At 67.0% G+C, this 6,084-nt stretch carries 5 protein-coding genes and 1 tRNA gene; 4 read left to right on the top strand and 2 right to left on the bottom strand.

Annotated features, from left to right (window positions below):
* Both B4L26_RS12940 and meaB read left to right on the top strand, forming a co-directional pair.
* Positions 1 to 1,491: methylmalonyl-CoA mutase family protein (locus tag B4L26_RS12940; RefSeq protein ID WP_290719269.1), on the top strand; the 1,491-nt coding region annotated here is incomplete at its 5' end.
* Complete coding sequence (meaB, locus tag B4L26_RS12935; RefSeq protein ID WP_290719268.1) at positions 1,491 to 2,486, top strand: methylmalonyl Co-A mutase-associated GTPase MeaB; 996 nt, start codon at positions 1,491 to 1,493, stop codon at positions 2,484 to 2,486. The genes B4L26_RS12940 and meaB, both read left to right, overlap by 1 nt.
* A gap of 86 nt (positions 2,487 to 2,572) precedes the next feature.
* Here the strand turns inward: meaB and B4L26_RS12930 are convergent, their stop codons facing one another.
* Together B4L26_RS12930 and B4L26_RS12925 are read right to left on the bottom strand one after the other, a co-directional pair.
* Positions 2,573 to 3,631 (bottom strand): DUF6777 domain-containing protein, encoded by a 1,059-nt coding sequence (locus tag B4L26_RS12930; RefSeq protein ID WP_290719266.1) that lies wholly within the window; start codon positions 3,629 to 3,631, stop codon positions 2,573 to 2,575.
* 391 nt (positions 3,632 to 4,022) lie between these two features.
* Positions 4,023 to 4,108 (bottom strand) — tRNA-Leu (locus B4L26_RS12925).
* A 59-nt stretch (positions 4,109 to 4,167) separates the two neighbouring features.
* Here B4L26_RS12925 and B4L26_RS12920 point away from each other — a divergent pair.
* Together B4L26_RS12920 and B4L26_RS12915 are read left to right on the top strand one after the other, a co-directional pair.
* Entirely contained in the window at positions 4,168 to 5,502 is a 1,335-nt protein-coding gene (locus B4L26_RS12920) for a M20/M25/M40 family metallo-hydrolase (protein WP_290719264.1), read from the top strand.
* A gap of 23 nt (positions 5,503 to 5,525) precedes the next feature.
* Entirely contained in the window at positions 5,526 to 6,080 is a 555-nt protein-coding gene (locus B4L26_RS12915; protein ID WP_290719263.1) for a YbhB/YbcL family Raf kinase inhibitor-like protein, read from the top strand.
* Positions 6,081 to 6,084: the final 4 nt, after the last annotated feature.

The following is a 6,084-nucleotide window of genomic DNA, read 5'->3' as shown; positions in this document are numbered from 1 at the left end:
TCGATCTCCGGCTATCACATCCAGGAAGCCGGAGCCACGGCCGACCTCGAGCTCGCCTACACACTCGCGGACGGCGTCGAGTACATCCGCGCGGGCCTCGCTGCCGGCCTCGACATCGACAAATTCGCGCCGCGCCTCTCGTTCTTTTGGGGCATCGGGATGAACTTCTACATGGAGGTCGCCAAGCTCCGCGCGGCGCGCCTGATCTGGAGTGAGTTGGTCGCGAAGTTCGATCCCAAGTCGGCCAAGAGCCTGTCACTGCGCACGCATTCACAGACCTCGGGCTGGTCGCTCACCGCCCAAGATGTGTTCAACAACGTCGCACGGACCTGCGTCGAGGCGATGGCCGCGACCCAGGGGCACACGCAGTCGCTGCATACCAACGCACTCGACGAGGCGATCGCGCTGCCGACCGACTTCTCCGCGCGCATCGCCCGCAATACGCAGCTACTCCTGCAGCAGGAGTCTGGGACGACGCGCCCGATCGATCCGTGGGCTGGCTCGTACTACGTCGAATGGCTCACCGCGCAGCTCGCCGAACGAGCTCGGGCGCACATTGCCGAGGTCGAAGAGGCCGGCGGCATGACACAGGCCATCAACGAGGGCCTGCCGAAGCTGCGCATCGAGGAGGCGGCGGCGCGCACCCAGGCCCGGATCGACTCCGGTCACCAGCCGCTCGTCGGCGTCAACAAGTACCGTCCCGCGCAGGACGAGGAGATCGACGTCCTCAAGGTCGACAACTCCAAGGTGCGTGCCGAACAGCTGGACAAGCTCGCGCGTCTGCGTGCCGACCGCGATCAGGCCGCGGTGGACTCCGCGTTGGCCAACCTCACCCGGGCGGCGGGCGAGGCCGGCGGTTCGAACCTGGACAACAACCTGATGGCTTTGGCCATCGATGCGGCCCGGCACGGCGCCACCGGCGGTGAGATCTCCGACGCGATGGAGAAGGTGTTCGGGCGCCACCAGGCCCAGATCCGTACCATCAGCGGTGTGTATCGCCATGAGGCGGGAGAATCGGGCAGCATCGACGCCGCGACGGCGATCGTCGACGCGTTCGCCAAGGCCGAGGGCCGCCGCCCGCGCGTCCTGGTCGCCAAGATGGGCCAGGACGGACACGACCGCGGCCAGAAGGTGATCGCCACCGCGTTCGCAGATTTGGGCTTCGACGTCGACGTGGGCCCGCTGTTCTCGACGCCGGAAGAGGTGGCCGCCCAGGCCGCCGACAACGACGTCCACGTCGTCGGCGTCTCGTCGCTGGCCGCGGGCCACCTGACCCTGGTGCCGGCGCTGCGCGATGCGCTCGCCGAGGTCGGCCGGCCCGACATCATGATCGTCGTCGGAGGGGTCATCCCACCCGGCGATTTCGACGAGCTCTACGAGGCCGGGGCCGCGGCCATCTTCCCGCCTGGCACGGTCATCGCCGACTCTGCGGTGGAACTGATCACCAAGCTCGCCGACAGCTTGGGGCTGCAGCTCTCGGGCGCGAAGTAGTGCCTCCTGCTTCGGACCGTACCGATCCGGAGGTACTCGGTGCGGGGGTGTTGGCGGGGCGCCGCGCCGATCTGGCACGCGCGATCACCCTCGTCGAATCGACGAACCCGCAGCACCGGGTCCGTGCCCAGGAGTTGCTGCTGGCGATGACGCCGCATGCGGGCAAGTCGTTCCGCGTCGGCATCACCGGCGTCCCCGGGGTGGGGAAGTCGACCACGATCGAGACGCTCGGGATGTACCTGATCTCGCAGGGGCATCGCGTCGCGGTGCTGGCCGTCGACCCGTCATCCACGCGGACCGGCGGATCGATCCTCGGCGACAAGACGCGCATGGGCCGGCTGGCCGCCCATCCCGACGCCTACATCCGACCGTCCCCGACGGCCGGCACGCTCGGTGGTGTCGCCAAGGCGACGCGGGAGACGATCGTGCTGGTCGAGGCCGCCGGCTACGACGTGGTGTTGGTGGAAACAGTCGGCGTCGGGCAGTCGGAGGTGACGGTTGCCAACATGGTCGACACGTTCACTTTCTTAACCCTGGCGCGCACCGGTGACTCGTTACAGGGGATCAAGAAGGGCGTGTTGGAGCTCGCCGACGTCGTCGTTGTGAATAAGGCCGACGGCAAGCACATCATGGAGGCACGCGCCGCCGCCCGCGAGCTGCGCGGTGCACTGGGCCTGATCTACCCGCACGACGCGTTCTGGACACCGCCGGTACTGACCATGAGCGCGTTGGAGGACACCGGCGTCGACGAGTACTGGGCGGCGGTGCAGCGCCACCGCGAAGCGATGGTCGCCGACGGCCGGTTCGACTCGCACCGCAGCCGCCAGCAGGTCGACTGGATGTGGACGATGGTCCACGACGCCCTGTTGGCGCGGTTGGACGCAGATCCGGCTGTCGATGCGGCCCGAGCAGGCATTGAAGCGCGCATCGATGCGGGGGAATTGACCCCCGCACTCGGTGCGGCCGAGATCCTCGCCGCCTTCGACCGATCCTGAACGAGACTCGCGCGCCCCGATTGTGATCGGGCACCGCCGATTGGCGGCGGGGGATCACAACCGAGGCGCGCGAGGTCAGTTGCTAATTACTTGAAGCTCTCCCCACCGCTCGGTGGCTGTTCTTGCTGCTGCGGCGGCGGTTCCTGTTGCTGCGGAGGCGGTTCGTGGTGCTGCTCAGCAGGCGGTTGTTCTTGCGTCTCGGTCGGCGGTCGCTCTTGCGTTTCGGTCGGCGGCTGCTGCTCCTGTGGTGGCGGGTACTCGCCCTCCGCGGGCGGCTGCTGCGGCGGCGGTGTCCGCTGCGGCTGTTGCGGTGGTGGTATCCGGCCGGGGAACGTGGGCGGCGGGAACCAGATGGTGATCAACTGGTAGAAGCACGGCATATTGATATACAGCCGGTTTTCGACATTGGTGTTGATGGCCGAGATGTTGACGACTTGGAGTGACGTCAAGATCGTCGTGGAGGACTGAATGACAGTGATTTTGGTCAGGTTGAAGTCGGCCCAGCGGTTTCCCACGTAGACGACCTTGGTGCTGACGGCCTTCGGGCGAATGAGGGGATTTCCGCAGAAGCCGCGGACGCGTGGCACGCCCTTTGCATCGACGAGTACCGCGGTGCCCTTTTGCAGGACTGCTTGGAACGGGTTGGCCACACCGTTCTTGAATCCGTGATTGGTCACGCGCGTGTCGGTCATCAGGATCACCCCCACCAAGGAATTGATGTAGGCGGGGATTTTCTCCACCGTGAGCGGAAGGCCTCCGGGAACGAGGAGTTCGGGGTCTTTGTTGAGGGCATCGACCCAGGCTTTGGCCTTGTCGGGATTGGCGGCCAAGAAGTCGATGACGCCTTGTGGGTCATTGAGGCTGTTGTCATTGGTGCCGCCGTAGAGGCCGGGGCCGCCGGCGGGGGCGGCTGTTGCCGGCGGAGGTTTGGGTACGTCGACCCGCGCGTTGGGCTCGGTCACCGGTTGCGCCACGGCCGGATTGGGTTGTGGTGCCAATGGTGCGGCGCTGAACGCATCGGGTCCCGGTGCATTGGCCGGGGTCAGGAATACCTCACCCTGCGATGGTGCGTCTGTACCTGAACCGCTATCGCTCTTGTCGGGACCGCAAGCAGAGACGAATAGGAGCGCGATCAACGTCGCCAAAGCGACTAGAACGCGAAGTCCTCCCCCCCCCCTCGTACTCCGCAGCCTCGACACCGCTGCCGCGGTGTCGAGGGACAATTCTTTACTCATCGAGAAACTCCCTGTGTAGTAGGACTACTGCGACGAGCACTTGCCGCCCCCAGATGATGACGCGTGTCACAGTGCGGGGAACGTATCACGCTGCGATCACGGTTGCCGGGTAAGAACGCGCATTCACCGGAAACCCGGCGGAATCGCACAGCGTCGGGGAAATCTCAGTGCCGAAATCAGGGAGTCCGCGTTACGCGCCAGCCGTCGAACGTCGACTCATGATGGTTGATCCACGGCTGATGCATCGATTGGGGCGGGCGATCGATCGAAGCGCGCCGCGCCCAGGTGGGCAAAGCTGTTGTGTCCGAGGGGGGACTTGAACCCCCACGCCCGTTAATAGGGCACTAGCACCTCAAGCTAGCGCGTCTGCCATTCCGCCACTCGGACGAGTGCCGGATAACCCTAACCGAGGACGCGCGGTTTACCCAAATTCGCATAATGGAGGTGTGAACACCCCCCGCGCCCTCGACGAAGTCGTCGACCTGATTGCCGAACTGATCCGCTTCGACACGTCGAATACCGGCGAGCCGGAGACCACGAAGGGGGAGGCGCAGTGCGCGCACTGGGTCGCCGATCAGCTGGCCGAGGCCGGGTATGAGACGACCTACGTCGAGTCCGGTCAGCCGGGCCGGGGCAACGTTTTCGCGCGCCTGCCGGGCGATCCGGCGAGCACGTCGGGCGCCCTGCTCGTGCACAGCCACCTCGACGTCGTGCCCGCCGAGGCGGCGGACTGGTCGGTGCACCCGTTCTCCGGTGCGATCGCCGACGGCTACATCTGGGGGCGCGGCGCCGTCGACATGAAGGACACCGCCGGGATGACGCTGGCGCTGGCCCGCCAATTCGGTCGGGAGGGCACAGTACCGCCACGTGAGCTGGTGTTCGCCTTCCTCGCCGATGAGGAGGCCGGCGGCACGTGGGGATCGCACTGGCTGGTTGAGAACCGTCCGGAGTTGTTCGACGGGGTCACCGAGGCCGTTGGTGAGGTCGGCGGCTTCTCCCTGACCGTCGACCGGCCCGATGGGAGCGACAAGCGCCTGTACCTGGTGGAGACGGCTGAGAAGGGCGTCTCGTGGATGCGGCTGCGCGCCACCGGCATCGCCGGGCACGGGTCGTTCCTGCACGAGGACAACGCGGTCACCGCGCTGGCGGAGACCGTCGCCCGGATCGGTGCCCACCGCTTCCCACTGGTCCTCACTGACGCGGTGCGCGAGTTCCTGGCCGCGGTGTCGGAGGAGACCGGCCTGGATCTGGGCGTCGACACACCCGACCTGGAGACAGCACTCCACAAGATCGGCGGGTTCGCGCGCGTCATCGGTGCGACGCTGCGCGACACGGCCAACCCGACGATGCTGAGCGCCGGATACAAGGCCAACGTGATCCCGCAGCACGCGGAGGCGGTCGTCGACTGCCGCGTGCTGCCCGGCCGACAGGCGGCCTTTGAGGCGGAGATCGACGCGTTGCTGGGTCCGAACGTCGAACGGGAGTGGATCACCCGCCTGGAGCCGTATGAGACGACTTTTGACGGGCGCCTCGTCGACGCAATGAACGCGGCGATCCTGGCCCACGACCCCGACGGGCGCACCGTGCCGTACATGCTGTCGGGAGCCACCGATGCCAAGGCGTTCGCCAAGTTGGGCATTCGGTGCTTCGGATTCTCCCCATTGCAGCTGCCGCGCGACCTCGATTTCTCCGCCCTGTTCCACGGGGTTGACGAACGGGTACCCGTCGACTCAGTGTTGTTCGGTACCAAGGTTTTCGAGCATTTCCTCCTGCACAGCTGAACCCATCGAGAGGTGATCGCCCCATGTCCGACTCCACCCGCACCTACGACCCGTACGCCGCGCTACCCGTGCTGCCCGGGTTCACGCTGACGTCGACCGACGTCACCGACGGCGCCCCGTTGGCCAAGCCGCAGGTCAGCGGCATCATGGGCGCGGGCGGTGAGGATGCGTCGCCGCAGTTGAGCTGGTCGGGCTTCCCGGAGCAGACGCGCAGTTTCGCGATCACCGTGTACGACCCCGATGCGCCCACCGCGTCGGGCTTCTGGCATTGGGCGGTCGCCGACATCCCGGCGTCGGTGACCTCACTGGCCACCGGGGTCGGCGACGGTGAGCCGGGTTCGCTGCCCGCCGGCGCGGTGACCCTCGCCAACGACGCGTCGGGCCGCCGTTTCGTCGGCGCCGCCCCGCCCGCCGGGCACGGCCCGCACCGGTACTTCATCGCCGTGCACGCACTCGACGTGGAGTCGCTGGGCCTGCCCGAGGGCGCCACTCCCGCCTATCTGGGGTTCAACCTGTTCGGACATGCCATCGCCCGTGCGGTGATCGTGGGCACCTACGAGGAGCCGGCCGCGGGATAGCCCG

The sequence above is a fragment of the Gordonia sp. UBA7599 genome (genome assembly GCA_002477755.1).
Classification (GTDB): Bacteria; Actinomycetota; Actinomycetes; order Mycobacteriales; family Mycobacteriaceae; genus Gordonia.
The sequence above is the reverse complement of the archived record's forward strand: the minus strand, read 5'-3'. Positions and strand labels throughout refer to the sequence as shown.

Excerpts from the sequence above, each read along its gene's own strand:
- B4L26_RS12915 (WP_290719263.1), top strand. The coding sequence starts at position 5,526 with ATGTCCGACTCCACCCGCACCTACGACCCGTACGCCGCGCTACCCGTG.